General features: G+C 70.9%; 27 protein-coding genes and 2 tRNA genes. 22 read left to right on the forward strand and 7 right to left on the reverse strand.

The window, feature by feature from the left end:
* Nucleotides 1-19: 19 nt before the first annotated feature.
* Nucleotides 20-553 carry a flavoprotein gene (locus ACH34R_RS03455; RefSeq protein WP_397559824.1) on the forward strand — a complete coding sequence of 178 codons (534 nt, stop codon included), beginning with the start codon at nucleotides 20-22 and terminating at the stop codon, nucleotides 551-553.
* 422 nt (nucleotides 554-975) lie between these two features.
* Here ACH34R_RS03455 and ACH34R_RS03460 read toward each other — a convergent pair whose 3' ends face one another.
* A complete protein-coding gene (locus ACH34R_RS03460) occupies nucleotides 976-1,146 on the reverse strand; it encodes a hypothetical protein (RefSeq protein ID WP_397559825.1) in 171 nt (56 codons plus the stop codon).
* Between the two features lie 25 nt (nucleotides 1,147-1,171).
* Here ACH34R_RS03460 and ACH34R_RS03465 point away from each other — a divergent pair, with 25 nt between their 5' ends.
* Together ACH34R_RS03465 and secY are read left to right on the forward strand one after the other, a co-directional pair.
* Nucleotides 1,172-1,693 (forward strand): CGNR zinc finger domain-containing protein, encoded by a 522-nt coding sequence (locus ACH34R_RS03465; RefSeq protein WP_397559826.1) that lies wholly within the window; start codon nucleotides 1,172-1,174, stop codon nucleotides 1,691-1,693.
* Nucleotides 1,694-1,816: 123 nt separating this feature from the next.
* The gene (gene secY, locus ACH34R_RS03470; protein WP_397559827.1) at nucleotides 1,817-3,127 is read left to right on the forward strand and encodes a preprotein translocase subunit SecY; all 1,311 of its coding nucleotides are present in this window, start codon (nucleotides 1,817-1,819) and stop codon (nucleotides 3,125-3,127) included.
* Between the two features lie 27 nt (nucleotides 3,128-3,154).
* On the opposite strand, the gene ACH34R_RS03475 is transcribed toward secY, so the two are convergent.
* Nucleotides 3,155-3,817, reverse strand: coding sequence for a response regulator (locus tag ACH34R_RS03475; RefSeq protein ID WP_397559828.1), 663 nt, complete (start codon nucleotides 3,815-3,817; stop codon nucleotides 3,155-3,157).
* 67 nt (nucleotides 3,818-3,884) lie between these two features.
* Nucleotides 3,885-4,982, reverse strand: coding sequence for a sensor histidine kinase (locus ACH34R_RS03480; RefSeq protein ID WP_397559829.1), 1,098 nt, complete (start codon nucleotides 4,980-4,982; stop codon nucleotides 3,885-3,887).
* Nucleotides 4,983-5,156: 174 nt separating this feature from the next.
* Here ACH34R_RS03480 and ACH34R_RS03485 point away from each other — a divergent pair, with 174 nt between their 5' ends.
* The 8 genes from ACH34R_RS03485 (at nucleotide 5,157) to ACH34R_RS03520 (ending at nucleotide 12,647) form a co-directional block, all read left to right on the forward strand.
* The gene (locus ACH34R_RS03485) at nucleotides 5,157-5,723 is read left to right on the forward strand and encodes a C40 family peptidase (protein WP_397559830.1); all 567 of its coding nucleotides are present in this window, start codon (nucleotides 5,157-5,159) and stop codon (nucleotides 5,721-5,723) included.
* A 403-nt stretch (nucleotides 5,724-6,126) separates the two neighbouring features.
* A tRNA-Thr gene (locus ACH34R_RS03490) sits at nucleotides 6,127-6,202 on the forward strand.
* A gap of 192 nt (nucleotides 6,203-6,394) precedes the next feature.
* Nucleotides 6,395-7,390, forward strand: a complete 996-nt coding sequence (locus ACH34R_RS03495; RefSeq protein WP_397559831.1) for a GntR family transcriptional regulator — start codon at nucleotides 6,395-6,397, stop codon at nucleotides 7,388-7,390.
* 32 nt (nucleotides 7,391-7,422) lie between these two features.
* The gene (locus ACH34R_RS03500; RefSeq protein WP_397559832.1) at nucleotides 7,423-8,709 is read left to right on the forward strand and encodes an ABC transporter substrate-binding protein; all 1,287 of its coding nucleotides are present in this window, start codon (nucleotides 7,423-7,425) and stop codon (nucleotides 8,707-8,709) included.
* On the forward strand, nucleotides 8,706-9,587 hold the full coding sequence (locus tag ACH34R_RS03505) for a carbohydrate ABC transporter permease (protein WP_397559833.1): 882 nt from the start codon (nucleotides 8,706-8,708) through the stop codon (nucleotides 9,585-9,587). Before ACH34R_RS03500 ends, ACH34R_RS03505 begins: the two co-directional genes overlap by 4 nt.
* Nucleotides 9,584-10,405, forward strand: coding sequence for a carbohydrate ABC transporter permease (locus ACH34R_RS03510; RefSeq protein WP_397559834.1), 822 nt, complete (start codon nucleotides 9,584-9,586; stop codon nucleotides 10,403-10,405). The genes ACH34R_RS03505 and ACH34R_RS03510 overlap by 4 nt, the downstream gene beginning before the upstream one ends.
* Before the next feature lie 17 nt (nucleotides 10,406-10,422).
* Nucleotides 10,423-11,088, forward strand: a complete 666-nt coding sequence (locus ACH34R_RS03515; protein WP_397559835.1) for a gamma-glutamyl-gamma-aminobutyrate hydrolase family protein — start codon at nucleotides 10,423-10,425, stop codon at nucleotides 11,086-11,088.
* A complete protein-coding gene (locus tag ACH34R_RS03520; protein WP_397559836.1) occupies nucleotides 11,085-12,647 on the forward strand; it encodes a hypothetical protein in 1,563 nt (520 codons plus the stop codon). Before ACH34R_RS03515 ends, ACH34R_RS03520 begins: the two co-directional genes overlap by 4 nt.
* A 44-nt stretch (nucleotides 12,648-12,691) precedes the next feature.
* Here the strand turns inward: ACH34R_RS03520 and ACH34R_RS03525 are convergent, their stop codons facing one another.
* On the reverse strand, nucleotides 12,692-13,453 hold the full coding sequence (locus tag ACH34R_RS03525) for an RNA ligase family protein (RefSeq protein WP_397559837.1): 762 nt from the start codon (nucleotides 13,451-13,453) through the stop codon (nucleotides 12,692-12,694).
* Between the two features lie 578 nt (nucleotides 13,454-14,031).
* Between ACH34R_RS03525 and ACH34R_RS03530 the strand changes: the two genes are divergently transcribed.
* From ACH34R_RS03530 to ACH34R_RS03560, 7 genes are all read left to right on the forward strand, one after another.
* A tRNA-Met gene (locus tag ACH34R_RS03530) sits at nucleotides 14,032-14,105 on the forward strand.
* A 77-nt stretch (nucleotides 14,106-14,182) separates the two neighbouring features.
* Nucleotides 14,183-14,347 (forward strand): 50S ribosomal protein L33, encoded by a 165-nt coding sequence (gene rpmG, locus ACH34R_RS03535; protein WP_111167039.1) that lies wholly within the window; start codon nucleotides 14,183-14,185, stop codon nucleotides 14,345-14,347.
* A 134-nt stretch (nucleotides 14,348-14,481) separates the two neighbouring features.
* A complete protein-coding gene (locus tag ACH34R_RS03540) occupies nucleotides 14,482-14,931 on the forward strand; it encodes a MaoC family dehydratase N-terminal domain-containing protein (RefSeq protein ID WP_111167040.1) in 450 nt (149 codons plus the stop codon).
* Nucleotides 14,932-14,933: 2 nt separating this feature from the next.
* Nucleotides 14,934-15,362, forward strand: coding sequence for a MaoC family dehydratase (locus ACH34R_RS03545; RefSeq protein ID WP_397559838.1), 429 nt, complete (start codon nucleotides 14,934-14,936; stop codon nucleotides 15,360-15,362).
* Nucleotides 15,363-15,483: 121 nt separating this feature from the next.
* A complete protein-coding gene (locus ACH34R_RS03550; RefSeq protein WP_397559839.1) occupies nucleotides 15,484-16,563 on the forward strand; it encodes a hypothetical protein in 1,080 nt (359 codons plus the stop codon).
* A gap of 36 nt (nucleotides 16,564-16,599) precedes the next feature.
* Nucleotides 16,600-17,649: a UDP-N-acetylmuramate dehydrogenase gene (locus ACH34R_RS03555; RefSeq protein WP_397559840.1), complete on the forward strand. Its 1,050-nt coding sequence runs from the start codon at nucleotides 16,600-16,602 to the stop codon at nucleotides 17,647-17,649.
* Between the two features lie 258 nt (nucleotides 17,650-17,907).
* Nucleotides 17,908-18,474, forward strand: coding sequence for a TMEM165/GDT1 family protein (locus ACH34R_RS03560; RefSeq protein ID WP_397559841.1), 567 nt, complete (start codon nucleotides 17,908-17,910; stop codon nucleotides 18,472-18,474).
* Between the two features lie 150 nt (nucleotides 18,475-18,624).
* Here the strand turns inward: ACH34R_RS03560 and ACH34R_RS03565 are convergent, their stop codons facing one another.
* The 3 genes from ACH34R_RS03565 to ACH34R_RS03575 all read right to left on the reverse strand — a co-directional run bounded on the left by ACH34R_RS03565 (nucleotide 18,625) and on the right by ACH34R_RS03575 (nucleotide 22,560).
* Nucleotides 18,625-19,308 carry an NPCBM/NEW2 domain-containing protein gene (locus ACH34R_RS03565; protein ID WP_397559842.1) on the reverse strand — a complete coding sequence of 228 codons (684 nt, stop codon included), beginning with the start codon at nucleotides 19,306-19,308 and terminating at the stop codon, nucleotides 18,625-18,627.
* A 51-nt stretch (nucleotides 19,309-19,359) separates the two neighbouring features.
* Complete coding sequence (locus ACH34R_RS03570) at nucleotides 19,360-22,233, reverse strand: ATP-binding protein (protein ID WP_397559843.1); 2,874 nt, start codon at nucleotides 22,231-22,233, stop codon at nucleotides 19,360-19,362.
* Between the two features lie 159 nt (nucleotides 22,234-22,392).
* Complete coding sequence (locus ACH34R_RS03575) at nucleotides 22,393-22,560, reverse strand: hypothetical protein (protein ID WP_397559844.1); 168 nt, start codon at nucleotides 22,558-22,560, stop codon at nucleotides 22,393-22,395.
* A 241-nt stretch (nucleotides 22,561-22,801) separates the two neighbouring features.
* On the opposite strand from ACH34R_RS03575, the gene deoC reads away from it, so the two are divergent.
* The 4 genes from deoC to ACH34R_RS03595 are packed head-to-tail and all read left to right on the forward strand — an operon-like array spanning nucleotide 22,802 to nucleotide 26,238.
* On the forward strand, nucleotides 22,802-23,752 hold the full coding sequence (gene deoC / locus ACH34R_RS03580; RefSeq protein WP_397559845.1) for a deoxyribose-phosphate aldolase: 951 nt from the start codon (nucleotides 22,802-22,804) through the stop codon (nucleotides 23,750-23,752).
* Between the two features lie 6 nt (nucleotides 23,753-23,758).
* Nucleotides 23,759-25,186 (forward strand): aldehyde dehydrogenase family protein, encoded by a 1,428-nt coding sequence (locus tag ACH34R_RS03585; protein ID WP_397559846.1) that lies wholly within the window; start codon nucleotides 23,759-23,761, stop codon nucleotides 25,184-25,186.
* 37 nt (nucleotides 25,187-25,223) lie between these two features.
* Nucleotides 25,224-25,376 carry a hypothetical protein gene (locus ACH34R_RS03590; protein ID WP_233507683.1) on the forward strand — a complete coding sequence of 51 codons (153 nt, stop codon included), beginning with the start codon at nucleotides 25,224-25,226 and terminating at the stop codon, nucleotides 25,374-25,376.
* The gene (locus ACH34R_RS03595) at nucleotides 25,369-26,238 is read left to right on the forward strand and encodes an aldehyde dehydrogenase family protein (protein WP_397559847.1); all 870 of its coding nucleotides are present in this window, start codon (nucleotides 25,369-25,371) and stop codon (nucleotides 26,236-26,238) included. Before ACH34R_RS03590 ends, ACH34R_RS03595 begins: the two co-directional genes overlap by 8 nt.
* Nucleotides 26,239-26,680: the final 442 nt, after the last annotated feature.

Here is a 26,680-nt window from a genome sequence, read left to right on the forward strand (position 1 = left end):
TTCGCGTACGCTCGTGACGATGGCCGGTGGAGACCTCTACGTGATCGTGTGCGCCGCGGGCCCGGCGGCGGAGGCCGGGCGGCTGGTCGGCATGGCGCAGCGGCGGGGGTGGGAGGTCCAGGTCGTGGCGACGCCGTCGGCGGCCGGCTTCCTGGACGTCGCGGCGCTGGAGCGGCAGACCGGCCGGCCGGTGCGTACGCGTTACCGCAGGCCCGACGAGCCGAAGCCGCCCCGGCCGGGCGCGATCATCGTGGCTCCGGCGACGTTCAACACGGTGAACAAGTTCGCGCTCGGCATCGCCGACACCTACGCGCTCGGCCTGCTCGCCGAAGCCCCGGGGCTGGGGATTCCGGTGGTTCTGGTGCCGTACGTCAACGCGGCCCTCGCCGCGCGACCACCGTTCCGCCGCGCGCTGGAGGCGCTTCGGGAGGAGGGGGTCCGGGTGCTGTTCGAGCCACACCCGTCGGGCACCGGGGCCGACGAGGCGCCCTTCCCCTGGGACCTCGCCTTCGCCACCCTCACCGAACTCACCACCCCGCCCGAAGGGGCTTAGCGCCCACACACGCACGCCACGACCTCTAGGGCCGGCCGGTCGGCCGGTCGGCGGGTGTCGCGGTGGAGGGGGCGTCCGGGCGGGCCGGGAGTCCAGAGATGAGCTGGGACTCGCGTACCCGCGTACGCATCGGGTGGGTCGTGGGTGTCCGGGCGGGCCGGCCTTCGTGTACGGCGGCGCGTGCTTCCTGAGTGGGCGGCGGGGCGAGTCGGGGGCCGGTGTACCGGATGCTCGCGCGTGCGCGGGGCGTTGCGGCGCGGTGCGCTTGCGCGATGCCGTCCGATGTCCGTGGCGGCGGGCTTGTGGCGGTGTCCGGGGCAGGGTGATGTTCGCGTACGCGGAGGGCGGGGCGAGAGCGTGGCAGGTTGGGCGCTTGTGTACGGCGGGCGCGCTTCCACGGCCAAGCCCGCGCCGGGGATGGGTCAGTTGGGGATGGTGGTGGTGATGACGTCGAAAGGAGCCGCTGTTTTGATCAACCAGCTTCCGCAGGAACAGTGCAGGTAGAAGACCGCTCCCTCGGATGTGAGGTGGCTGGAGATCAGGCGCTGGGCTCCCGGATCGTGGACCCCTTCCCGGCAGGTTCGGTGGCTCATGTTGCCAGGATGATGTAATGCCCTTGTGCGATTCAACGCTTACGGAGGCCATGGTGCCGCGCTCGCCGCCGCGCTCGTCAACTTCCGCGATCGCCGGCTTGAGGCGTTCGAGGAGCTGCTGGCCGCGTACGAGATGGTCCGGCCCAAGCTGGTGGCCGCGCACGTGGACGGGCTGTACGCCTGGGCCGAGCGGATTCGGCCGATCTTCGGCGAGCGGGACAGGGATCGCCAGATCGCGCTGATCAACGACCTGCTGGCGGCGGCCGCCTCGCGCCCCTACGTCAGCACCCACGACGGCCTGCCACCGCATCTGCACTACGTGTCCGACGACGCCGACCTCGGTTCCCGCGTCCGCGCGGTCACCGCCAGCGGCCTCGCCATGGCGGCCACCTTCTCGGACGGCTCCCGGCTCGGCCGCTGTGAGCGCCCCGGCTGCGCCGTCGTCTTCGTGGACACCTCGCGCAACGGCCGCCGCCGGTTCTGCTCCCCGCAGTGCGCCAACCGCTTCAACGTCGCAGCGCACCGCGCCCGCCACAACCACCAGTAGCCGTACGCAGATTCGCGTACGACGAGAGCCGCGCCCTGGCGGATGCCCCTGCCGCCCCCCGCTGGCGAGAATCGCCGCTGTGATTCCCGCAGCCCGTAACCATCCGCAGGCCCGGCGGCCGTCGTGCTGAGCGTGATCGCCCGCGCGTTCCGCACGCCCGAGCTGCGCGGCAAGCTCCTGTTCACGCTCGGCATGATCGTGCTGTTCCGGTTCGGTCAGATCCTGCCCGCCCCCGGAGTGCATGTCCAGAACGTCACCGCCTGCCTGACCCAGGCCCGGTCGGGCTCCTCGCGGACCGTGCTGGACATGATCCAGTTCTTCAGCGGCGGCGGAATGCTCCGGCTCTCGGTCTTCGCGCTCGGCATCGTGCCGTACATCACGGCCAGCATCCTCGTCCAGCTCCTGGCCGTGGTGATCCCCCGAATGGCGGCGCTGCGCAAGGAAGGGCAGGCGGGCACGGCCAAGGTCACGCAGTACACCCGCTACCTCACGATCGCGCTCGCCGTACTGAACGCCACCGCCATCGTCGCGATGGCGCGTTCCGGGCAGATCTTCCCCTCCTGCGACCGTCCGCTGCTGACCGGGTACGACCTGCTCACCGTCGGCACGCTGGTGGCCACGATCACGGCGGGCGCGGTACTGGTCATGTGGATGGGGGAGCTGGTCACCGCGCGCGGGGTCGGCAACGGCATGTCGATCCTGATCTTCACGCAGGTGGTCGCGGTCTTCCCGTCCTATCTGGCCACGATCATGCGGCAGAACCCGTTCGCCTTCGCGCTGATCATGGTTCTGGGCGTCTTCCTGGTCGCCGCCGTGGTGTTCGTGGAGCAGGGGCAGCGGCGTGTCCCCGTGCAGTACGCCAAGCGCATGGTGGGCCGCAGGGTGTACGGCGGGACGTCCACGTACATCCCGATCAAGGTGAACCAGGCCGGTATCGTGCCGGTGATCTTCACCTCGTCCCTGCTGATGCTTCCGCAGCTCGCGCTGTCCTTCCCGGCCGTGCAGTCCACTCCGGTCGCCGCCTGGCTCACCCGCTACCTCGTCTCCGGCGACCATCCCGTCTACGTCATCACCTACTTCGCGCTGATCGTGGGCTTCGCCTTCTTCTACGTGTCGATCACCTTCGATCCGCTGGAGATCGCCGACAATCTGCGTACGTACGGGGGGTTCGTGCAGGGCATCCGCCCGGGGCGGCCGACCGCCGAGTACCTGAACTACGTGCTCAACCGGCTCACCGCGCCCGGAGCCGTCTATCTCGGCGTGCTGTCGTTGATCCCGATCGTGGCTTTCGTCCTGCTCCGCGACCCGGCCACCCAGCAGAACTTCCCGTTCGGCGGCGCGAGCATCCTGATCATGGTGGGCGTGGGGCTGGAGACCGTCAAGCAGATCGAAAGCCAGCTCCAGCAGCGCAACTACGAGGGCTTTCTACGCTGACCGGCGGGCGGTTTCAGGGCCGCTCGGTCAGCCGGGGATCGTCAGGCCCGCCCGCATCGCGAACACCACGAGCTGGGCGCGGTCGCGGGCGTGCAGTTTGACCATGGCCCGGCTCACGTGGGTGCGTACCGTGTCCGGGCTGAGCACCAGTTCCCTGGCGATCTCCTCGTTGGACCTGCCGGTCGCCACCCAGGCGACCATCTCGCGTTCGCGTGGGGTCAGTTCGTCCAGGCCGGCGACGGCGGGGCCGATCCCGTCGGCCAGGTGCCGGCCGAACACGCCGATCACCCGCCGGGTGACCGAGGGGGAGAGCAGCGCCTCGCCCGCCGCGACGACCCTGATCGCGTGCGCCAGCTCCTCTGGCGCGCGCTCCTTCAGGATGAAACCGCCGGCGCCCGCTTGGAGCGACTCGAAGACGTAACGGTCGATCTCGAAGGTGGTGACCACGATGACCCGTACGTCGCGGAGGTCGGGGTCGGCGGCGATGGCCTTCAGGGTGGCGACGCCGTCCATGCCGGGCATCCGGATGTCCAGCAGGAGGACGTCGGGCCGGGTACGGCGGAGCAGGTCGAGCGCGGTCGCGCCGTCCGCCGCCTCGCCGACCAGCTCCAGGTCGGCCTCGCGTTCGACGAGGACCCGCAGGCCCATCCGGACGATGGCCTCGTCATCGGCCAGCGCGACCCTGATCATGCGGCCCGGGCCGTGAGTGGGGCGGGCGTGGCCATGTGAGCCGGGTGGGGGCGGGCGGCGGGGGTGGTCATGCGGTCGGCCGGGGGAAGCGGGCCACTACGCGGAAACCGCCGCCTTCGCGTGGACCGGCGCTGAACTGGCCGCCGGCCGCCTGCACCCGCGCCCGCATTCCGGCCATGCCCCGGCCCTCGGCGGGGACGGCCGCCGTGGAGCCCCGGCCCTGGTCGGTGACCTCCACCACGAGGACGCCGGGCTCACCGGACGCGCTCGGCTCCTGCGCCACGCGTACCACCGCGCGGGTCGGGCCCGCATGCCGCATCACGTTGGTCAGCGACTCCTGGACGACACGGTGTACGGCCGCGCCCAGGTGGGCGGGTACGGGCCCATCCGGCTCGGCCAGCTCCAGATCCACCGGGAGCCCACCGGCCCGCACGGCCTCGGCGAGCGTCCACAGCCCGTACGGCCCGGCGGCGGACAAATGCGGCATCGGCCCGAGGGCGGTGTCGGGGGGTGGGGACATGGTGTCCAGGGCGGCGCGGAGGTCGGCGAGGGTGCGGGTGCTGGTGGCGTGGATGGCCTCCAGGGATGCGCGGGCCTGTTCCGGTTGTTCGTCGAACATCAACAGGGCCAGTCCGGCCTGCATCGCGATCGCGGCGAGCCCGTGTCCGGCCGCGTCGTGGACCTCGCTCGCGATCCGCATCCGCTCCTGGCGGGCGGCCCGGGCGGCCACCTCGTGGTAGACGTCGCGCGGGGCGGAGGTGCGTGGAGCCGCGGGCGGTGTGGCGGGTGCCGTCACGCCCGCCGTCTGGCCGCTCTGGGCGGCGGCGGGGGAGAAGCCCCAGGGCAGCGCGAGCCAGCCGGTCCAGGCCAGCACCAGGATGACCGGCAGGTCGCCAGGGCGCGGCAGGTGCGAAGGCACCAGAGGTACGGCGAGCACCCGATCGGCGAACGCGCTCCACAGCCCGCGCCGCCGCGCGATCTCCAGCAGGACCAGGCCGGTCACCGTCCACAGGCCCGCCGCGCCCGCCTCGGACACGGTGGCCCACACCGACCCGGCGGAGACCGCGACGCCGAGAAGGACGTCGTCCCACCGGCCGGTCACGGCCCGCTCGTGCCGGGCGCGGCGCCGGGCCCGGGCGGGTGGGCGCGTGTGCTGGTCGGCCACCTCTCCCCACAGCTCCCTACGAACGCCTCACTGCTTCCCACCGAAATGCTTCTCACCGACTACGCCGATCTGTTCGTGAGACTAGTCGATGTGATCCGCCTGCCCTGCCCGCCGGCACGGCAGAATTCCCTTGTGGGGAAAATGTGGCGGTCTGTCCGTGAGCGGTATCCGCAGGTGAGGTATGTACTCCCCGTCGTCGCCGTGCTCACCCTGGCCGTCGCCTCCGCGCCGCTCGTCACCCCCATCGACGTCGTCGGCGATTCGCGCCGCGTGGTCGTGCTCGCCGAGGCCGCAATGCGCGGGCGGGCGCTGCCCGGCTGGCGGGGCGGGTCCCTGCCGTACGTCTGGGGCGGTGGCCACGCCCGCAGGCCGGGGCCGTCGCGCGGGACCTGCCTGGGCTATCGCGGCAAGGTCCGCCCGTGCCCGGCCGAGGACACCGTGGGGCTGGACTGTTCCGGCCTGGTCCGCTGGATCTACCACCTGGCGTACGGCGACGACGTACTCGGCGGCGGCACCACCAACGACCACATCCGCCGCTTCCGCAGGGTGGTCCCGGAGGCGGCGCGTCCGGGCGACATCGTCTTCTACGGGGAGAAGCGCACCCGCACCCACCATGCCGGGATCTACATGGGCGACGGCCGAATGATCAACGCCCTCCGGACGGGGACCACCGTGCGCCTGGACGAGGTGACGGTCTTGGACGACCTGATCGGCTATTACCGGCTGAAAGACGACAGGTGACCGCATATCAGTTCGGTATCGGAGATGCGCGTGTTGTTCCGGGTGACCTGTGGGGCTTGGGCTTAGTCTGTCCGTTCGTGGAGAGGCATTGGGTGGGGCCGGACGGCCTTCAGATCACGGGCGCGGTGCGCGCGGGCCGGCAGGTACTCCGGCTCCGCCGGAACGGCCGGATCGTCGCCGACTGCCGGTCGGTCGAAGAGGTCGCGCGGTACGTCGATCTGGCCGACCTGTGCGAGGTCATCCCGCTGCCGCGCCGCCCGCTGGACCCGGCCCTACAGACCGACGGAAAGGCCGCTGGAAAGGCCGGTCGAAAGGCCGGTCGGGCAGGCCCATCTGATTCGCGTGAAGCAAGGGTGCCGTGTATGGTTACACCTGTCAGCGACGCACGAGCGGCGCGAGACAAGCCCCTATAGCTCAGTCGGCAGAGCGTCTCCATGGTAAGGAGAAGGTCAACGGTTCGATTCCGTTTGGGGGCTCCACCGCCGAGTATCACATAGCGCCCGACTCGCACCCACGCGAGCCGGGCGTTCTTCGTTGTGCCCCCATGTGCCCCCATGTGCCCCCATGTGCCCCCATGTGCCCCCATGTGCGCCGTGGCCCTCATACGCCGTGACCCCTCGCGCCCCTGGGACCATTGACACCTAGAGTGTTTTACTGTTCTATAACACGCCATGACTGGTGTTGAGCTCGACAGACGGCTCCGCATCGACCCCGACTCGGACATTCCGCTCTGGGTCCAATTGCGGACCCAGCTCGAATACGTCATCGCGACGGGAGAGATCGAGCCCGGGACGAAGCTCCCGCCCGTACGCGCCCTCGCGCAGCGGCTCGGCGTGGCCGTCGACACCGTGCGGCAGGCGTACGACGGCCTGGCGCAGAGCGGATTCGCCGAGACCCGGCACGGTGTCGGAACGCGGGTGACGCTGCCCGCCCGCTCCGCCGTCCCCGGAGACGACCCGTGGGACCTGCGGCAGACCGCCAAGGTGGACGCGGCGTTGCTCGGGCTCCTCGCGGACGGGGTCGCGCCCGCCGTCGCGGGGCAGGCGGTGCAGCAGCGGCTGGCCATGCTGAGCACGGGATTGCGGGTGTCGTTCATCGGCGTCCGGGCCTCGGCCGAGCGGTACGCGGCCACCCTGTCGGCGCGGCTGCCCGAGGGCCCGGGGGCGATCAAGGCCCTGGACATCGAGGAGTTCCGCCGCGCGGGCGTCACCGGCGTGACGCACGTGATCAGCCTGGTCTTCCACGTCAGGGAGGTCGAGGAGCGGCTGGCCGGGCAGCCGGTGCGCGTACTGCCGCTGACCTCCGAACTCGACGGCGAGGTGTTCGACAGCATCCGCCGCTTCGGCGACGGCGACCGGCTCGTCCTGGTGGCCCGCCCGGCCACCCGGCCCAGCTACGAGGCGCTGATCCAGGAGCGGCACCCGGGCATCCCGCCGATGGAGTTCGTCGCCGACGACGACGAGGCCGCGCTGCGACGGGCCCTGCCGCACGCCAAGGCGGTGCTGCACACCAGCGCCGCCGCGGCCATGGTCGGCCGCACCGCCCCCGAGGCCGAACTCATCGAACTCCGGCACAACCCGAGCGAGCGCTCGCTGAACGAGGTCCTGACCGCGCTGCGCGCCGACTGGGACCTCATGCTCCGCCTCCAGCGGTCCACGCTCACCTGAATCACCACCGCAGCCCCCCGAAAGGCCCCATCATGCTGCGTTCCCGTCTGGCGACGTTCGCGTCCATGACATCGATGGCCCTCCTGCTCACCTCCTGCTCCGCAGGGGGCGACACCACAGCCGGCACGGCGAATGGCAAGGTCACCCTGACCATCGCCTGGTGGGGGAACCCCGCGCGGACCAAGGCGACCAATGCCGCCATCGCCCTGTTCAGGAAGAAATATCCGGACATCGAGGTGAAGGTCCGCCCGTCCGCCTTCCCCGGCTACTACGACAAGCTCAACACCGAGTTCGCCTCCGGCGCCGCGCCCGACGTCTTCCAGGACGACCAGGTGCGCACGTACGCGGCCAAGGGCCTGCTGCTCGACCTCGGCCCCCACAAGGACATCCTCCGGACCGGCGACCTGGGCCAGGAGTTCCTCGCCCAGGGCACGATCGACGGCAAGCTCATGGACGTGCCCGCGGGCACCAGCCCGATGGCCCTGGTCTACCAGCCGAAACTGCTCCAAGCGGGCGGAATGGCCGCCCCCGCCGCCCAGACGAGCTGGCCGGACTTCGCGGCCCAGGCCACCAGGCTGGCCGCGACCCTGCCCAAGGGCACCTGGGCGCTGGCCGACAGCAGCGCCCAGCACAACCACCTCCAGGTGTACCTGCGGCAGAAGGGCAAGGACTGGTTCACCCCCGACGGTGCCGCGCTCGGCTTCGCCAAGGAGGACCTGGTCGAGTGGTGGACGCTCTGGGCCGGCCTGCGCGCCAAGGGCGTCGTACCGCCGCCCGACGTCACCAGCGGCTCGGCCGGCGGCGACGTGTCCCAGGACCCGGTGGCCGCCAAGAAGGTCGCCATGAGCGTGTACGGCACCAGCGTCAGCCTCCCGCGCGAGGACTGGAAGTACGGCCCGCTGCCCGGTGAGGCGGCGCGGCCGGGGGTGCACCTGATGCGCTCGGTGAGCTGGGCGGTCAACGCCAGGTCCAAGCACCCGCGCGAGGCGGTCCGGCTGATGGACTTCCTGCTCAACGACCCGGCTGCGGGCAAGGCGCTGGGACTGACCCGCGGCGTCCCGCCGAACTCGGCCATCGCCGCCGCCCTGCTGCCCGGCCTGGACCCGCAGGACGAGCAGATCGCCGAGTACGTCGGCTACCTGCGCGAGCCCGGCCACAGCGGCACCGCGCCCGCGCCGGACCCGACCGGAGGCAAGGAGATCCGCTCCGACCTGCTCACCCGGCACACACAGGACGTCTGGTTCGGCAAGAAGAACGCCGAACAGGCCGCCGAGGCGTTCTTCGCCGAAGCCGCCAAGGTGCTGGGGCGGGCCGGTTGACCAGGCGTGACCTCGCGGCCTACACCTTCCTGATCCCGTGGGCCGCCGGACTGGTCCTGCTGGTCGTCGCGCCGCTGGGCTGGTCGCTCTACCTGTCCTTCACCGACTACGACCTGCTGTCGGCCCCGCGCTGGGTGGGGTTCGGCAACTACCTGGAGCTGTTCACCGACGATGACCGGTTCCTGCACTCGGTTCTGATCACCGGCGGGTACGTGCTGGTCGCGGTGCCGTTGCAGCTCGGCGCGGCGCTGGCCGCCGCGCTGCTGCTCGCCAAGGACCGCCGCGGCCAGGGCCTCTACCGCTCGTTGTTCTACCTGCCGTCCCTGCTGGCCGCCAGCGTGGCGGTGTCCATCACCTGGCGGGCCATGTTCGACTACGGCGGGCCGGTCAACGGCGTGCTCGGCTGGTTCGGCGTACCGGAACGCTCCTGGATCAACGATCCCGCGACCGTGATCTGGACGATCGTGGCGCTGGAGGTGTGGCGCTTCGGCGCGCCGATGGTCATCTTCCTGGCCGGTCTCAAGCAGATCCCCGGCGAGCTGTACGAAGCCGCGGCCCTCGACGGCGCGGGCAGGCTGCGCAGGTTCGCCCACATAACCGTGCCGATGCTCAGCCCGATCGTCTTCTTCAACCTGCTGCTCGGCATCATCGGGGCGTTCCAGACGTTCGCCCCCGCCCAGCTCGTCGGCGACGGCAACGGCGGCCCGGCCGACTCGACCCTCTTCTACGCGCTAAATCTCTACCAGCAGGGCTTCGACCACCACCGGATGGGCTACGCCTCGGCGATGGCCTGGCTGATGCTGATCGCGCTGGCCGCGGTGGCGGCCTTCCTGTTCCGAAGCTCGCGCCGCTGGGTCCACTACGGGGACAACGGATGAAGAACCGCCTCGCCCATGTCGCGATCGTGGCGACGCTCGTGGTCATGCTCTACCCGCTGGCCTGGATGATCATGACGGCGTTCAAGTCGACCACCGAGATCGCGCGGAACGCCTCGCTGCTGCCGTCCGATCCCACGCTGGGCAACTTCGTCGAGGGCTGGGCCGGCGCGGGGGTGGAGTCGTTCGGCACCTACCTGCGCAATTCGGTGGTCATCGCGCTGCTGGCGGTGGCCGGCAACGTGATCTCGTGCTCACTGGCCGCCTACGCCTTCGCCCGGCTGAGCTTCCGCGGCCGGGCGGTGTGCTTCACGCTGACCATCGGCATGCTGCTGCTGCCCAAGGACGTGCTGCTGGTCCCGCAGTACTCGATCTTCCACGCGCTCGGCTGGGTGGACGGCCCGCTGCCGCTGATCGTGCCGTACTTCCTGGCCATGGACGCCTTCTTCGTCTTCCTCAACGTGCAGTTCCTGCGCGGGCTGCCGCGCGAGCTGGACGAGGCGGCGGCCGTGGACGGCTGCGGGCCCTTCCGCAGGTACCGGTACATCACGCTGCCCCTGATCAAACCGGCGCTGGCCACCACGGCGATCTTCACGTTCATCTGGACGTGGAACGACTATCTGCCGCAGTTGATCTATCTCAACAGCGCGGAGAAGTTCACCCTGCCCGTCGGCCTGCGCATGTTCCTGGACGCCACCGCGGGCTCGGACCTCGGGCCGATGACCGCGATGTCGGTGGTGTCGCTGCTGCCGCTGTTCCTGCTGTTCATGTTCTTCCAACGCCGGCTGGTGCAGGGCATCGCCACCACCGGCCTCAAATGACACCTGGAGCATTCGCTTTGATCATCATCACCGCCGGTGACCAGACGCCCGCCCGCCCCTACGAGACGGCGATCGAACAGTCCGGGGGCGTACCGCGCACGATCACCCCGTCGCAGCAGACCCTCGACCTGCCCGCGGACGCGACCGCGCTGGTGCTGGCGGGCGGCGCCTCGGTGGAACCCGGCCGCTACGACTCGCCGGTGGAGGACGGCGTGACCGTCAAGCTCGACCCGCCGCGCGACCGGCTGGAGTGGGCCATGCTCACCCAGGCCCTCGCGCGCGAACTGCCGGTGCTGGCCATCTGCCGCGGCCTCCAGGTGGTGAACGTGTACTTCGGCGGCGAACTCCACCAGGACCTCACCCGCACGCCGTACGCCGCCGACCACCGCCCTGACGCGCCGCGCACCCACCTGGCGCACTCGGTGACCGCCAAGGGCGGACGGCTGGGCGAGCTGTTCGGCTCCGGCGAGTTCGCCGTCAACAGCATCCACAAGCAGGGCGTCAAGCTCCTCGGCGACGGCCTGGACGCCACCGTCTACAGCGAGGACGGCCTGATCGAGGGCCTGGAGCACACCGGGCACCGCATCCTGGCCGTCCAGTGGCACCCCGAGGAGCTGATCCGGACCAGCCCGCAGTCCCAGGCACTGTTCAACGATCTCATCGGAAGGGCCACCCCCAGGTGAAGAAACCCGTTCTCGCCGCCGCCACCGCGCTGGTCGCCGTCCTGGCATGGACGCCGCCCGCGCACGCCTCCAGCTCAGCCGTCGCGACCGGACTGTCCACCGTGGACGGCCGCCCGGTCGTCTGGAAGAACCGCGACCACTGGTCCACACCCGACGGGTGGAAGGTGGTGCCGTTCCACAGGCCCGCCGACGGCGGCTCCTTCGGCAGCGGCGACCGCTACACCTCCCGCTTCGGCTACACCGGCGTCACGGCGCACGGGACCTCCGGCGTGGACGCGATCACCGGCGAGACCATCCCGTGGGCGGGCGCGAACGACCGCGGCCTCGGCCTGGTCCAGGTCGCCGGGCACACGCTGACCTCCGCCTTCGCCACGAGCCACGGCTTCCCGGTCTCCCAGGACCTCGCCAAGGGCATGACCGGCGGCTACCTCAACCACCTGGTGCTCTCCCGCGCCGAACGCGTGGACGAGGTCGAGCAACTGCTGCGCGACACCAACCACGGCGGCGGCTTCAACGGCAGCTCCGCCCGGAACACCTCCACGATCATCAGCGTCTTCGACCGCTGGGGGAACGCGGCCGTCTTCGAGATCGACGGGGACGGCTTCACCCGGGACAACGTCACCTCGGAGTACGAGAAGGACGCGAACGGCAACTACGCCGCCCCGCACACCGACGACAAGGACGCCGCCGACCCCGCCGACGGGGCCTACTCCGGCTACGACTGGCGTACCAACTTCAGCAAGGTCCGGTGGACCAAGCCCAGCGGGTTCCCCTACTTCGTGGACGAGCAGACCACGGTCGTGGAGAACGACGAGGTGGTCAACAAGGGCGACACGCCGGACGGCGTCCACGACTGGGAGGACTCCACCAGCGGCGTCATGCGCCACAACCGCGCGGGCATCCGCATGGACGACCCGCACAAGAAGGACTACCGCTACTTCATCCAGAAGGAGGTGCGCTCTGACGGCATCGGCGGCAAGTGGTCCATCGAGTCGCTGGCCAAGAGCGTCGGCGACCTGCCCGCAGCGGACAAGTCCACCGGATACCACCTCAACCGTTTCGTTTCCACGTTCGGGACGGTGATCACCGGCTCGAAGATCGGCGACCCCTACGAGGGCAAGCTGACGACGATGTGGGTGGCCCTCGGTGAGCCCACGGTCAGCGTGTTCGTGCCGCTCTTCCCGTACGCGGGCACCACCCCCGCCGAGCTCTCCGACATGTACCTGGCCACCAACGCCAAGCGCCACCTCGTCTACGACTACACCGACGACGACTCGTGCGGTTATAGCTGCGGGCGCAACGCCGATCACACGATCGACACCAAGGCCCTGGCGGGCGACGAGGCCGACGGGGAGGGCTATTACGGCGAGGGCGGCATCCAGAAGTACGCCTTCGGCATCGAGAACTGGGCCTTCGACCGGTACGACGCCTTCATCGCCGACCTGCGTAAGGGCACCCGCACGCCGCAGCAGTTGAAGGCCGACCTCGCGGCCTGGCAGGCGTCCATCGCCCGGACCGTGAAGACGCACTACGTCAACGGCACGATCCCCACGCCGTGACCGTGCGCGCGGGACGGCTCCGCCGGGGCCGTCCCGCGCCTTCGTCACCGCCCGGCGGCGCGGCGCTTCAGCGTGCGGTCGTAGTCCTGGAAGCGGGCCTTGGTGATGACCGCGCGGTCGGGGGTGCGCAGCACGATGCCCTCGTTCGCGCCCGGCTCGCCGGAGGTGGCGACGCGGGTGACCCGGTAGGACTCCATGAACGCGCGCATGCCGGCGATGCCGGCGGGCAGCCCGCCGCCGTCGATCTCGAACAGGCGGGGTGTCAGCTCGACGCCGAAGGCCCGCGCGGCCTCGCGCAGCGCCGGCTCCCCGGCGAACGGCTGCCCGCCGTCCTGCCGCCAGGCGGAGATCTTCGCCAGGTCCCAGGCCAGCAGGTCAGGCCCGATGGTGACCGTGTCGAACAGCCGCAGCGCGGGCTCGCCCGAGCCGTACTGCCGCCAGGCCGGGAGCTGCTTGCCGCCGTACACCTCCAGGTAGAGGACCGTGATGGCGTCGCGCTCGCCCGCGGCCCGGTCGGCCACGGGACGCAGGGCGTCGACGATGCCGAGCGCCGGGTTGTGGATCACGTCGCCGCTCGCGGTGAGCAGGTCCTCGCGGGAGCCGATCAGCCACGTGCCGTCCGGAAGCAGAACCACTCGCCCGTTGGTGCCGTCGACCTTCTCGGTGCCCAGCACGGTCCCGGTGAAGACGGCGGGCTCTTCGACCAGGCCGCCGTTCTTCGGGTCGAGCCTGTGGTGCGTCGGAATGGACGGGTACTTGGTGAGTGAATTGAGCTTTCGCAGATCAGCGGTGCGCAGCGAGAACACGGCCGCTCCTTCGGTCCGGTATCGGGGGATCAGGCTAAGCTCCCGGACCTTCGCCGCGCCTTCGCTTTTTGGCAAGGGCGGCCTCCCGCGGGGTGCGGGAGGCCGCGGTTTCCGCAGCGTTCGCCCCAGTCGAAGGGCCTGCCGAGGATTCTAGGGCGGCGTGATCACGATTAGCTGGGAGACCGGCCGCGGCCCTTGGCGATATCGCGCCGCAGGCTCGGTATTTCGCGGGCGGGCGCCGTTTTCCGGATGTCGTGGACGCAGGTCAGGGCCGCGCGGCGCGGTGCGCCGGCGGCCATTCAACAGCGCCATTTCATGCTTTATGGAAACAAAGCGGGAAGCGAGCTGAGACGCGCGTACATCCGGTACGCAGGGACCGGCCCCCCGAGGCGAATCCGTTCGCGTGCCGGTGGGCCCGCCTGGTAGTCTGACCAGCGGTCCAACCCAGGAGCCCACGCATCCAGGCGACTCGCGCGCCGCCAGCCACAGCCGGGGTCCACCCCGGTGCCGGGCGGCCGTGTGCGTCGCACCCCCACAGGTCGGGTATTCTTGGGTGCCGTTGGATTTCCACGCATCCAGGCGGAGTAGCTCAGTCAGGCAGAGCAAGCGGCTCATAATCGCTGTGTCGCCGGTTCAAGTCCGGCCTCCGCTACTACCCATGCCGTCTCCTCTCACCAGGAGACCGGCGCGGGTCGTCCACCCGTCCCAGACGCAGAAAGGCACTCCCACGTGGCTGCCACCGACGTTAGGCCGAAGATCACGCTGGCCTGCCAGGAGTGCAAGCACCGCAACTACATCACGCGGAAGAACCGGCGCAACGATCCCGACCGCCTTGAGCTGAAGAAGTACTGCCCTAACTGCAGGTGCCACCAGCCGCACCGCGAGACTCGCTGACCCGCCGGACCTCCCCCCGCCGCACTGCGGCGTCCACGGGCGATCCCGCCTACCCGCCTTGCCGCGTCTCGGTAGGCGGGTAGTGGTGTTTCCGCCACTGCTTCCCAAATGGGGTGAAAGGAGTCCCGGGCACGATGGCTTTGAACCGTGAGTTCGTCGGGCGTCAGTACGCCGCGCCCGCCACCTACGAGGTCAGTCGCGTCAAGATCAAGGAGTTCGCGGCGGCGATCGGCGACACCAACCCGATCTACCGGGACCGCGAGGCGGCGAAGGCCGCCGGGCATCCCGACGTGATCGCGCCGCCGACGTTCCCGATCGTGTTCACGCTCACCGGGGCGGGTGAGGCGCTGGCCGACCCGGAACTCGGGCTCAACTACGCGATGGTGGTCCACGGCGACCAGCGCTTTGAGTACACCCGGCCGATCCGGGCGGGCGACGAGCTGGTGTGCGTCTCGACGATCACCGAGATCCGCAGCGTCGGCCGCAACGAGGTGCTGACCGTGCAGAGCGACGTGACCACCGTCGACGGCGAGCACGTCTGCACCAGCTACAACACCATCGTCGAGCGCGGGGGAGCGGCGTAGCGATGTCCGCGACGATCAAGTACGACGAGGTCGAGACCGGCCAGCAGATCGAGGCCGCCGACTACCCGGTGCGCCGGGTCGACCTGGTGATGTACGCCGGGGCGTCCGGCGACTTCAACCCCATCCACTGGAACGAGCGGTTCGCCAAGACCGTCGGGCTGCCCGACGTGATCGCGCACGGCATGTACACCATGGCGCAGGGCGGCCGGTTCGTCACCGACTGGGCGGGCGACCCCGGCGCGGTGGTCGACTACTCTGTGCGGTTCTCCTCGATGGTGGTCGTGCCCGATGACGACGAGGGCGCGACGATCACGGTCAGCGGCGTGATCGAGCAGAAGCTTGAGGACAAGCGGGTGCTGGTGGCGCTGACCGCGCGGTCCGGGGACTCGCGGGTCCTTTCGCGGGCACGGGCCGTGGTCCAGCTCGCCTGAAGCCCTGAAGCCCCGAAGCCCTGGCGACCTGAAGATCCGCCTCGATCGGCTTACCGGTCCGGCGCCCGGGTAGGGGCCGCCCCAGGAAGGGGCGGTCGAGCCGAAGGGGGATGTCGCCGCGGTGGGCAGAGCGACCGAGGTACCACACCACGTCAGAGGGCTGGCCGAGCAGCGCGCCAAGGCACGCGCCGACCGTGACTTCGCCGCGGCCGACGTGCTGCGCGAGCAGATCGAACAGGCCGGCTGGCAGGTCAGGGACGACGGACCGCACGGCTTCGAGCTGACCCCGAAACCGCCGTTCAAGGTGTGGCCGGCGGTGAGCGCGATCCCGGAGGAGCCGCGGGCCCCAGAGCGCCCCGAGCGGGGCACAGAGACCGGCCCCGGCACCGAGAGCATGGTCGCCTCCCAGGTCCTGTGGGACGCCAGCCTGGCCGTCTCCCGCGTGGACGAGGCGATCACCGGCGCGGGGGCCACCGAGGAGTACGCCAAGGCGGCCTCGGCGACCGTCACGGTCGCGCTGCTCGTGGACGGCTGGCCCACCGACGTGCGCAAGTGCGTGGACGCGCTGCTGGCCTACACCGACGCGCGCATCCTCGCCCTGGACCTGGGCGACATCGACGGCGCGGGCACCGTGCTGCACGAGCTGGCGGCGGCCCATCCCGAACGGATCGAGGAGTGGCACGTGGCCGAGCGCCCGCACTGGCGATCCGGTACGGCCGGTTGGGGCGCGTGCCGTACCAAGCTGCTGCGGCTGGACACCGCCGACGTACACGTGATCATGGAGACGTCCACGATCCTGGACGGCGACGCGCTCACCCCGCTGGCCGAGGCCGTGCGGGAGGGCGCGACGGCGGCCGGGTGGAAGGGCGTCGATCCCGGCGACGACCTGCGCGAGTGGAGCCCGGCGGGCCCGGGCAGGGTGCGCGGCCTGCTCGGCTACCTGCTGGCCGTACGCCGGGCCGCCGCCCTGGACGCGGGCGGCATCAGCGGCCAGGCCCGCTACTACCGCAACGCCGACCTCGAATTCTCCCTCAGCCTGCCCGGCGACCTGGTCGTCCCCGACGTCGCGCTCCCGGTGCACCAGGAGCGCCACCGCGCCTACCACGAGGTCGATCCGGACTACCGCGACCGCGAGTCCCGCCGCACCTATGACCGTGTCCTGCGCCTGCTGCGGTCGAATTCGGACACCAAGACGCCTTAGGCTGTTTTCCGACCTGATCATTTGAGGAAGAGGCCAATGGCGGAGCGGGTGGCTGGCGTGCGGCTGGGGCCGTACACCACGTTGGGGCTGGGCGGCGAGGCCCGCGCGTTCGCCGAGGCGGGCACCGCGGACGAACTGGTGACCTTGGTCACCAAGGCCGACGCGGCGGGGGAGCCGGTGCTGGTGCTCGGCGGCGGCAGCAATCTGGTGATCTCCGACGACGGGTTCGACGGCCTGGTGGCCCGGGTGGCCACCCGGGGTGTGGAGGTGGCCGCCGAGCCGGACCGGGTGCTGGTCACCGCGGCGAGCGGCGAGGACTGGGACGCGCTGGCCGCGCGCGGCGTGGCCGAGGGCTGGTCGGGGATCGAGTGCCTGTCGGGCGTGCCGGGGCTGGTCGGCTCGACGCCGATCCAGAACGTCGGCGCCTACGGCCAGGAGGTGGCCCAGACGATCACCCGGGTCCGGGTGCTCGACCGGCGTACCGGCGAGGTGCGCGACATGGACGCCGCCGAGTGCGGTTTCGCTTACCGGCACAGCGTCTTCAAGGCCGACCTCGCCCGGCACCTGGTGCTGTCGGTGACCTACGCGCTGGCCCGTTCGCCGCTGTCCGGGCCGATCGCCTACCAGGAGCTGGCCACGCGGCTGGGGGTGGCGCTGGGCGACCGGGTGCCGCTGGCCGACGCCCGCGCCGCCGTCCTTGAGCTGCGCCGCTCCAAGGGCATGGTGCTCGACGCGGCCGACCCCGACACGCACAGCGCGGGGTCGTTCTTCACCAATCCGGTGCTCACCGCCGCGCAGGCCGCCGAGCTTGAGTTGCGCGCAGCGGGCTTCCCGCGCTGGCCGCTGCCGGACGGCACGGTGAAGGTCCCGGCCGCCTGGCTGATCGAGCAGGCCGGTTTCGCCAAGGGCTACGGCACCGGCGGGGTACGGATCTCCGGCAAGCATCCGCTCGCCCTGACCAACCCTGATCTGTCCGGTACGGCGGGCGAGCTCCTCGCCCTGGCCCGCGAGATCCGCGATGGCGTCGCCGAGAAGTTCGGCGTGACCCTCGTCAACGAGCCGGTGATGGTCGGCCTGTCACTGTGATCCGTACCACCACCACGGCCGGGCTGACCTGGGAGATGTTAGGGTTGTGAGGTAACACCGAAGGGGAGTAGTCCCAATCGCGTGATCGACACACTGGCGCGGTAGCGCCCGGTCACGCGGGCCTGATCTGTACGGGCGGACGAGACCTTCGGCCTGGTAGACGTGTCGTGTTCGACGCGCCGCCCGGCCGAAGCCCTGCCCGACTCCCCGGGTGTGCGCCTCCGGCCGGGCCGCGCCGGAGGAAAGGGCCCAACCCCCGTGGAAGCCTTCTGGATCAGCCTTGTCGTGATCTTCGTCGCCGAACTGGGCGACAAGAGTCAGCTCATGGCGATGACCTTCGCCACCCGGTTCAAGGCATGGCCCGTCCTGGCCGGGATCACCATCGCCACCACCGTCGTCCACCTGCTCAGCGTGGCGGTCGGCGGCCTGGTGGGCGATCTGCTGCCGACCACCGCCATCGCGGTCGTGGCGGGAATCGCCTTCCTCGGCTTCGCGGCATGGACGCTGCGCGGTGACGAGCTGACCGAGGAGGAGTCGGGCAAGGCGGCCCGTACCACGAGGTCCGCGCTGATCGCCGTGACCGTCGCGTTCTTCCTGAGCGAGCTGGGCGACAAGACCATGCTGGCCACCATCACCCTGGCCACCCAGCACGGCTGGCTGGGCACCTGGATCGGCTCCACGGTCGGCATGGTCGCGGCCGACGCCCTGGCCATCGTGGTGGGGCGGATGCTGGGCCGGCACCTGCCGGAGAAGGTCATCAGGTATGGCGCGGCGGCGGCGTTCGCCGTCTTCGGCGTCATCCTGATCGGCGACGCGCTGATGTAGCGGCGGCCCTGCGGGCCTCGCACTGCTCAGGACTTGGTACGGCATGCCCCCGAACACCGCCGCCCCGTGCCAGGTGCCGCCCCTGTGCCCGGCGTTTCTCGTGTGTCGTGGTCGCTCGCCGTACCTTGCACCGGCTAAAGGGCCGGTGAACTAGCCGGCGGGCTCGCCGGAGAGGGTCGGGGTGCCCCATACGGCCGGGGCTGTGACGCAGCCGTCGGGGTACATCGTCAGGATCACCGCGGTCGCGCCCCCGATCGGGGCGTTGACGCTCGCGGGTTTGCCGTACTGGGCGGCGACGGCGGTCACCTGTTCCTCGTCGTCGGGCTGGTCGTCGTGGTCGCGGTCCACGTACACCGCGAAGTGGACCGCGTCATCCCCTTGGCGTTTCCCCTTGTCATCGTCGATCCCCGCCGTCGCGACGAGTCGTTGGTAGCTCCGCGGCAGTTCGTAGATGACCCTCGATCGGCTGCTGCACAAGTCAGGCGATGCCAGACTCTCCGAATAGGGCTGGCCCGCCAGCGACCACGTGCCGGTGACCAGGCCGTCGCCTTTGGGGGTCAGTTTGGTCAGCGAGAGTGTGCCGGTCCCCACGGGCACACCGTCCGTAGCGGTGGCCGCCGGCCGGGGTGGGGCCACGGCCGTGACCGTGACCGTCGCCTGTGCGGCGGCGGGTTCGGAGCCCGGTCCCTGGTAGGTCAGCCATCCGGTGATCAGCGCACCCGCGACCGCGGCGATGATCGTGCACGCGCCGGCGATCAGAGTGACCCCCACCGCCGAGGTGTCCTTGCGCGTGCGGGCGCCGCCCGGATCCGGGGTGTCCGATCTCTGCTGCACGACAAGCAGGGTAGTGCCGATTTTCCCGATACTCCGCGGTATTGCGCGTACTCAGTTCAATAAAGAACGGCGGTGGGCGATGGCGGTGGCCTCGGTACGGCTGGAGACGCCGAGCTTGGCCAAGATGTTGGAGACGTGGACGCTGACCGTCTTGGCCGAGATGAACAGCTCGGCGGCGATGTCGCGGTTGGAGCGCCCCTCCGCGACCAGCCGGAGCACCTGCACCTCGCGCGGTGTGAGCAGGTCGCCTGAGCCGGGGCCCGCGTCGAAGGCGGCGTCGTCGCCGAGCGGCGTGCCGGCCCGGCGGGCCAGCAGCTCGATCGACTCGGTGAGCGGGGTCGCGCCCAGCGACGTCGCGAGCGGGTGGGCCTCGCGCAGGTGCGCGACGGCGGTGTCGCGGTCGCCGTCGCGGACCGCCGCCTTGGCCGCGAGCAGCAGCGCCTCCGCCCGCGGGTGCGGGCGGCCCAGCCGCTTCCAGGCCGCGGCGGCCTCGGGGTAGGACCGCTCGCACACCAGCCGGTAGGCGTCGCCGACCGGGCCGCCTCCACGCAGGCTCGCCCCCACCACGCCCGCCTTGGCCAGCAGGCCCTCCGCCCGCGTGATCGAGTCGCAGACGTAGGAGTGGCACAGCGAGACGATGTCGGCGAGCAGCCGCCAGCCCATCAGCGCCTTGCTGGACGGCTGCGGGCGGTGCAGGCTCCGCTCGGCGATGTCGAGCGCGGCGTCGGGCTCGCCGCGCAGCCGGTACAGGGCGAGCAGCAGCCGGTTGTTGGCGCTGATCTCCTGGACGCCCTCATCGGTGGGCGCGCTGTAGGCGCCGACCTCGGTCAGCACGGCTTCGAGCACGTCGATCTCGCCGCGCGCCACCGCCACGTCGCCCCTGGCCCGCAGCAGGTGGTGGCGGGTCTGGAGCACCGGGTCGCGGGCGAGGGCGGCCTCGATCACCTCGACCGCCTCCTCCCACCGGCACAGCGACTCCAGCGCCTCGGCCTGGTTGAGCGCCTGGAACAGGCCCTGCACGCGGTAGCGGCCGTACTTGCGCGACAGCTCCTGCGCCTGGACCGCCATCACGACGGCCTCCTCCGAGCGGCCGAGGTTGTTGAGGGCGTCGGCGGTGTTGCCCATCGCGCGGATGATCAGCCTGCCGTTGCCCAGCCGCTCGCCGATCGCCTTCGCCCGGCCGTTGGCGGCGATGGCCTCCTCCAGCCTGCCGTCGAAGGACTTGCCGACGGCCAGGTTGATCAGCAGGTCGGCGACCATCGACTCGTCGCCCACGCCGCGCGCGATGCGCAGCGCCTCCTCGGTCACCTCGGTGCCCTCGCGGATGTCGCCGCTGAACATCAGGTGCGAGCCGAGCCGGGTGAGCACGTAGGCGCGGGCCGCGCCCGGCTCGGGCACCAGCCGCTCGGCGTGCCGCAGATGCTCCAGCGCGCCGGGGCGGCGGCGCTCCTTGTGGAACTGCCCCAGTCGCACGATCAGCTCGGCGACCCGCTCCGGCTCCGACTCCTCCGACAGCTCGCGCAGCGCCGCCTTGACGAACTTGACCCCGCGCTCCAGCTCGCCGCTCGCCAGGGCGGCACCGGAGGCGAGGTCGAGCACGTGGGTGTGGTCGGCGCCGATCCGCCCGGCGGCGTCGGGGACCTTCTCCCACAGCGCCAGCACGCGCTCCAGGAGCTGCAACTGCTCGGTGTAGGCGAACGCGTTGGCCGCCTTGCCCGCGGCCTCCCAGGCCGAGATGAGCGCCCACAGGTCATCGCGCGCGGAATACCAGTGGTGGGCGATCTCGATGGCGGCCCGGCCGGGCGGCACCAGCGTGCGGTCCCGCTCGATCTCCTCGGCGAATCTGGAATGCATCCGGGTGTGCTCGCCGGGCAGCAGCTCGTCGTGGACGGCCTCGCGGATCAGCGCGTGCCGGAAGAGATAGGCCCGGCCGTCGGCGACCTGGATCACGTTGGCCGCGATGGCGGGCCGGATCGCGTCTTCGAGCGCGGCGTCGTTGAGCCCGCTGACCGCGGCCAGCAGCGCGTGCCCGACCCTGGTGCCGCCCGCGGCGGCCATCCGCAGCACCCGCTGCGTCTCGTCGGGGAGGTTTTCCACCGCGCCGATGATGAGGTCGTGCAGCGACTCGGGGAACGCCGTGTCCGCCCCGGACTCCAGCAGCGCCTCCACGAACAGCGGGATGCCCTCGCTGCGCTGGTAGACGGTGACGACCCGGTGGTATTCGGCGGGCCCGCCGAGGATGCCGGCCATCTGCGCGGCGACCTCGTCGTGGGTCAGCCGCGGTATCTCCATCCGCAGCACCCCGGCCACCCGGCCCAGCTCGGCGAGCACCGGCCGCAGCGGGTGCTGGCGGTGCAGCTCGTCGGAGCGGTAGGTGAGCACCACCAGCACGGGCGCGGTGCGCAGGTTGCGGCTCAGGAACGCGATGAGGTCGCGGCTGGAGCGGTCGGCCCAGTGGACGTCTTCGATGGTGAGGACCAGGGGCCGGCGCTCGGCCAGGCGCTCCAGCAGCGCGAGGATCTGCTCGAACAGGCGGGCCCGCGCGGTCTCGGTCTCGGTGTCGCCGCTCGGCTCGCCGAACTCCGGCAACAGCCGCGCGAGGTCGCGCCCGGCGCCGTCGGGCAGCAGGGCCGAGACCGGTGCCACGCCCATCTCCCTGACGAGCTGCCGCAGCGCCGCGGTGAAGGGGGCGTAGGCAAGACCCTCGGTGGAGAGCTCCACGCAGCCCCCGGAGAGCACCTGGGCGCCCTCGTCCTGCGCATGCTCGATGAACCTGCCCACCAGCCGGGTCTTGCCCACCCCGGCTTCGCCTCCGAGCAGGACGACGGTCGCGGCCCCCTTGCGCGACTCGTCGAACGCCTCGGTCAGAATCCCCAGCTCGGCTTCCCGGCCCACAAAGACAGGGCTGACCGTCCGACCCACCATGTCCTCAAGCATGTCATGCCCCGCTGTTGAGGTTCCCCTGGTTTTTCGGCAGGCAGAATGCCTCCGGGCGGAGTCCCGGCGGACACATCCGGTGTCACGTTCAGGGGGGCTTAGAGGCCCGGCCGAGAGGGAGGTTTCGGCCGGGCGCTCTGTGGACGGTCATGAGGTGCGCAGCCTGCCGAAGAGGCTGCGGGAGCGCGAGCCGCGGCTCCCGTCGGCGGCCTTGCGCGTGCGTACCGCCTCCCTGGCCCTGCGGTGCTCGGCCGCGGCCTCGTGCAGCTCGGTGACTCGGCTGACGATTATCTGGTAGTGGATCTCCGGTCCCATGGTGGGTCCCCCTGTTTACCGCTGTTTCCTGACATTTCTAGGTTCGTCCTAAGGCACCCCCCGCCACATCGGGCGGATGCCTTATCTCCGGGCCTTAGTCCCAGGTACGGCATGCCTAGGACTACCTAGACGGGCCCCGGGCGGCGACGCCGCTGTGGCACGAGCGAAAGTTGACGAAAAGGGGTGACGACGCTCGGCCGGGTCCGGTTTGGAATCAATCGCGCTGGTCGGCGATGCTGGGATGGTGTCAACACTGACTACCGCCTTCGCGGATGTGGTGTCCTCCAATGCCACGCTGCGGGCCTTTCTCCGCGGCCTGCCCGGTGTCGACCGGGTGGGCGCCGACCAGCGGGCGGCCATGCTGAGCACCCGATCGATCAAGACCACCGCCAAGGCCCAGGCCATCGACCTGGCCATCGGCATGGTGGACCTCACGACACTGGAAGGCGCAGACACCCCTGGCAAGGTCCGCGCGATGTGCGCCAAGGCCGTACGCCCCGACCCCGCAGACCCGGCGGCCCCCCATGTGGCCGCCGTGTGCGTCTATCCCGACCTGGTCGCGGTCGCCGCCGAGGCGCTGGCCGGCTCGCTCGTCAAGGTGGCGAGCGTCTCCACCGCGTTCCCCTCAGGGCGATCCTCACTTGAGGTCAAGGTCGCGGACACCGCGCTGGCCGTGGCGGCCGGAGCGGCGGAGATCGACATGGTGATCGACCGAGGCGCGTTCCTGGCCGGCGACTACCGCAAGGTCGCCGACGAGATCGCCGCGATCAAGCAGGCGTGCGGCGCGGCCCACCTGAAGGTCATCCTGGAGACCGGCGAGCTGGCCACCTACGACAACGTGCGCCGGGCCTCCTGGCTGGCGATGCTGAGCGGCGCCGACTTCATCAAGACCTCCACGGGGAAGGTCTCCCCGGCGGCCACCCTGCCGGTCACCCTGGTGATGCTGGAGGCCGTACGCGACCACCGGGCCGCCACCGGGCGGATGGTCGGGGTCAAGGCCGCGGGCGGCATCCGCACCGCCAAGGACGCCATCCGTTACCTGGTCCTGGTGAGTGAGACCGCCGGGGAGGAGTGGCTGGACGCGGCCTGGTTCAGGCTGGGCGCGTCCTCGCTGCTCAATGATCTGCTGATGCAGCGGCAGAAGCTCGCCACCGGCCGGTACGCCGGTCCCGACTACTTCACGTTGGACTGATCGACGATGAGATTCGAATACGCGCCCGCGCCCGAGTCGCGGGATGTTGTGGAGATCCAGCCGTCGTACGGGCTGTTCATCGACGGGCGGTTCACCGACGGTGGCGGGACGGCGTTCAAGACGGTCAACCCGGCCACCGAGGAGACGCTGGCCGAGGTCGCCTGCGCCGACGAGGCCGACGTGGACCGCGCGGTGGCGGCGGCCCGCAAGGCGTTCGGCACATGGAGCGCGCTGCCGGGGGCCGAGCGGGCCAAGTACCTGTTCAGGATCGCGCGGATCATCCAGGAGCGCGCCCGCGAGCTCGCCGTGCTGGAGACGCTCGACAACGGCAAGCCCATCCGCGAGTCCAGGGACGTGGACGTGCCGCTGGTGGCGGCGCACTTCTTCTACTACGCGGGCTGGGCCGACAAGCTGGCATACGCCGGATTCGGTCCGGCGCCTCGCCCGCTCGGCGTCGCCGCCCAGGTGATTCCATGGAACTTCCCGCTGATGATGCTCGCCTGGAAGATCGCGCCCGCGCTGGCCTGCGGCAACACGGTGGTGCTCAAACCGGCGGAGACCACTCCGCTGACCGCCCTGGCGTTCGCGGAGATCTGCGTCCAGGCCGGGCTGCCCGCCGGCGTGGTCAACATCGTGACCGGCCCCGGCGCGACCGGCGCGGCGCTGGTCGCCCACCCGGGCGTGGACAAGGTCGCCTTCACCGGCTCCACCCGCGTGGGCAGGGAGATCGCCAGGACCGTGGCGGGCGGCCGTAAGAAGGTCACCCTCGAACTCGGCGGCAAGGCCGCCAACATCGTCTTCGAGGACGCGCCGCTGGACCAGGCGGTGGAGGGGATCGTCAACGGGATCTTCTTCAACCAGGGGCACGTGTGCTGCGCCGGGTCGCGCCTGCTGGTCGCCGAGCCGATCCAGGACGAACTGCTGGCCGCGCTGCGGCGGCGGCTCGCCACCCTGCGCGTCGGCGACCCGATGGACAAGAACACCGACGTCGGCGCGATCAACTCGGCCGCCCAGCTCGCCCGGATCACCGAACTCGTCGAGGCGGGCGAGGCCGAGGGGGCGACCCGCTGGTCGCCCGCGTGCGATCTGCCGGAGCGCGGCTACTGGTTCGCGCCCACCGTGTTCACCGGGGTCGCGCAGTCGCACCGGATCGCCCGCGAGGAGGTGTTCGGGCCGGTGCTGTCGGTGCTGACGTTCCGTACGCCCGCCGAGGCCGTGGAGAAGGCCAACAACACCCCCTACGGCCTGTCCGCCGGGGTGTGGACCGAGAAGGGCTCGCGCATCCTGTGGATGGCCGACCGGCTGAGGGCGGGCGTGGTGTGGGCCAACACCTTCAACCGGTTCGATCCGGTCTCGCCGTTCGGCGGCTACAAGGAGTCGGGGTACGGGCGCGAGGGCGGCCGGCACGGCCTGGAGGCGTACCTCGATGTGTGATCACCGCAGGCCGCGGCGGGAAGCCCGGCGCAGGCAGATGAACCGGGGCCACGCGTTCGCCGCCGCGGGCCGTACCGAGCCGCGCGAGGGCTGGTTCGCGCACCGCGCGGGCGTCAGCCGCTGCGCACAGGTCACCGGGACCGAACGGCCGGCGCACCAGAGCACCTGGAGAGGGCGCGGACATGAGTGACAACGGCACCAGGCTCGGGGTCCGCAAGACCTACAAGCTGTACATCGGCGGGGCCTTCCCCCGCTCGGAGAGTGGAAGGTCCTACGCCGTGACCTCCTCCAAGGGCCGGTTCCTGGCCAACGCGGCGCGCGCCTCGCGCAAGGACGCCAGGGACGCGGTGGTCGCGGCGCGCAAGGCGTTCCCCGGCTGGAGCGGGGCCACGCCCTACAACCGGGGACAGGTCCTCTACCGGGTCGCGGAGATGCTGGAGGGCCGGCGGGCGCAGTTCGTCACGGAGATCACCGACGCGGACGGCGTCCCGGCCCGCAAGGCGGGCGAACTGGTGGACCTGGCCGTCGACCGGCTGGTCTGGTACGCGGGCTGGGCCGACAAGATCGCGTCGGTGTTCGGCGCGGTCAACCCGGTCGCCGGGCCGTACCTGAACGTCTCCAAGCCTGAGCCGACCGGTGTCGTCGCCGTCGTCGCGCCCCCGATGGGGCCGCTGCTCGGCCTGGTCTCGGTGCTCGCCCCGGTGATCGTCACCGGCAACACCTGCGTGGTGGTCGCCGGCGAGCGCGCCCCGCTGCCCGCCGTCACGCTGGCCGAGGTGCTGGCCACCTCCGACGTACCGGGCGGGGTGGTGAACATCCTGACCGGGCGGCAGCCCGAACTCGCCCCCTGGCTGGCGGGCCACATGGACGTCAACGGCATCGACCTCACCGGATGCCCGGCGGACCTGGCCCTGGAATGCGAGCGCGCGGCGGCGGAGAACCTCAAGCGGGTGCTGCGGCCACAGCGGACGGACTGGCTCGCCGACCCCGGCACCTCCCGGATGACGGCCTTCCTGGAGACCAAGACCGTCTGGCACCCGGCGGGCGTTTAACCCCGGCGGGGATGGCGCAGGGCCCGGCCCTGCGCCATCCCGCGCCGCGCGCGGCATTTCGCCGGGAATGATCTGGTGTTGTGAAGGGCCGTGTAGCGCTTTTTCCGGCAGTGGCCGTAGTGATACAACTGGATTGCGATCATCCAGGACATCCAGGCTGTTCCACAAACTCCCTACTCAAAGAGAGGGTAATACGGCTAACGTTCTCGGTATGGCCGGCGGCTCGAACACGCGCTGGTCACAGGGTTCCCAGGGTCAGAGGAACGAATCTCTCCGTCGTGTCGCAGGCGCGTCGGTGAGCATTGCGAATCTGAACAACAGCGGACGGCCCGCCGTTCCCTTCACACCAGAGGTCCCTCGATGACAACCGGCATCCCCCGAACACCGGCCGGCCTCCCAGCGCCCGGCTCGCCATCGACCCAGCACTCTTATGACTCCTATT

It is taken from the genome of Spongiactinospora sp. 9N601, assembly GCF_044326295.1.
GTDB classification, from domain to species: domain Bacteria; phylum Actinomycetota; class Actinomycetes; order Streptosporangiales; family Streptosporangiaceae; genus Spongiactinospora; species Spongiactinospora gelatinilytica.

Bases quoted from the DNA above. Each gene is read 5' to 3' on its own strand.
- ACH34R_RS03455 (WP_397559824.1), top strand. From the start codon at position 20: ATGGCCGGTGGAGACCTCTACGTGATCGTGTGCGCCGCGGGCCCGGCG.
- ACH34R_RS03460 (WP_397559825.1), bottom strand. From the start codon at position 1,146: ATGAGCCACCGAACCTGCCGGGAAGGGGTCCACGATCCGGGAGCCCAG.
- ACH34R_RS03475 (WP_397559828.1), bottom strand. From the start codon at position 3,817: ATGATCAGGGTCGCGCTGGCCGATGACGAGGCCATCGTCCGGATGGGC.
- ACH34R_RS03495 (WP_397559831.1), top strand. From the start codon at position 6,395: ATGACTGGTGTTGAGCTCGACAGACGGCTCCGCATCGACCCCGACTCG.
- ACH34R_RS03500 (WP_397559832.1), top strand. From the start codon at position 7,423: ATGCTGCGTTCCCGTCTGGCGACGTTCGCGTCCATGACATCGATGGCC.
- ACH34R_RS03510 (WP_397559834.1), top strand. From the start codon at position 9,584: ATGAAGAACCGCCTCGCCCATGTCGCGATCGTGGCGACGCTCGTGGTC.
- ACH34R_RS03540 (WP_111167040.1), top strand. From the start codon at position 14,482: ATGGCTTTGAACCGTGAGTTCGTCGGGCGTCAGTACGCCGCGCCCGCC.
- ACH34R_RS03545 (WP_397559838.1), top strand. From the start codon at position 14,934: ATGTCCGCGACGATCAAGTACGACGAGGTCGAGACCGGCCAGCAGATC.
- ACH34R_RS03555 (WP_397559840.1), top strand. From the start codon at position 16,600: ATGGCGGAGCGGGTGGCTGGCGTGCGGCTGGGGCCGTACACCACGTTG.
- ACH34R_RS03570 (WP_397559843.1), bottom strand. From the start codon at position 22,233: ATGGTGGGTCGGACGGTCAGCCCTGTCTTTGTGGGCCGGGAAGCCGAG.
- ACH34R_RS03575 (WP_397559844.1), bottom strand. From the start codon at position 22,560: ATGGGACCGGAGATCCACTACCAGATAATCGTCAGCCGAGTCACCGAG.
- deoC (WP_397559845.1), top strand. From the start codon at position 22,802: ATGGTGTCAACACTGACTACCGCCTTCGCGGATGTGGTGTCCTCCAAT.
- ACH34R_RS03585 (WP_397559846.1), top strand. From the start codon at position 23,759: ATGAGATTCGAATACGCGCCCGCGCCCGAGTCGCGGGATGTTGTGGAG.
- ACH34R_RS03590 (WP_233507683.1), top strand. From the start codon at position 25,224: ATGAACCGGGGCCACGCGTTCGCCGCCGCGGGCCGTACCGAGCCGCGC.
- ACH34R_RS03595 (WP_397559847.1), top strand. From the start codon at position 25,369: ATGAGTGACAACGGCACCAGGCTCGGGGTCCGCAAGACCTACAAGCTG.